Raw genomic sequence first — 238 nt, 5'->3', positions numbered from 1 at the left:
GACCGCTCCAGGAACGTATGATGCAAAACAACCGCAATTATTTCATTGCGATCGCTCTTTCGGTGCTGATCGTTCTTGGCTGGCAGTTCCTCTATATGAATCCGCGCATCGAAGCGCAGCGCAAGGCGCAGGAAGCTCAGAAGGCGCAGCAGACCACCGAGCAGACGCAGACGCCTGCAGCAGGTGGCGCACAGCCGGCTCAAACGAGCGGCGCCGCTCCGAGCGGCCAGGTGGCGAC

At 60.9% G+C, this 238-nt stretch carries 1 protein-coding gene; it reads left to right on the top strand.

Annotation, left to right across the window (positions count from 1 at the left end; genetic code table 11):
* Window positions 1–17: 17 nt before the first annotated feature.
* Window positions 18–238 (top strand): hypothetical protein (locus SB772_RS45335; RefSeq protein ID WP_410839195.1); only part of this gene is annotated, 221 nt, incomplete at its 3' end.

It is taken from the genome of Paraburkholderia sp. SIMBA_030 (assembly GCF_046535245.1).
Lineage (GTDB): Bacteria > Pseudomonadota > Gammaproteobacteria > Burkholderiales > Burkholderiaceae > Paraburkholderia.
This window is presented reverse-complemented; position numbering and strand designations above follow the sequence as displayed.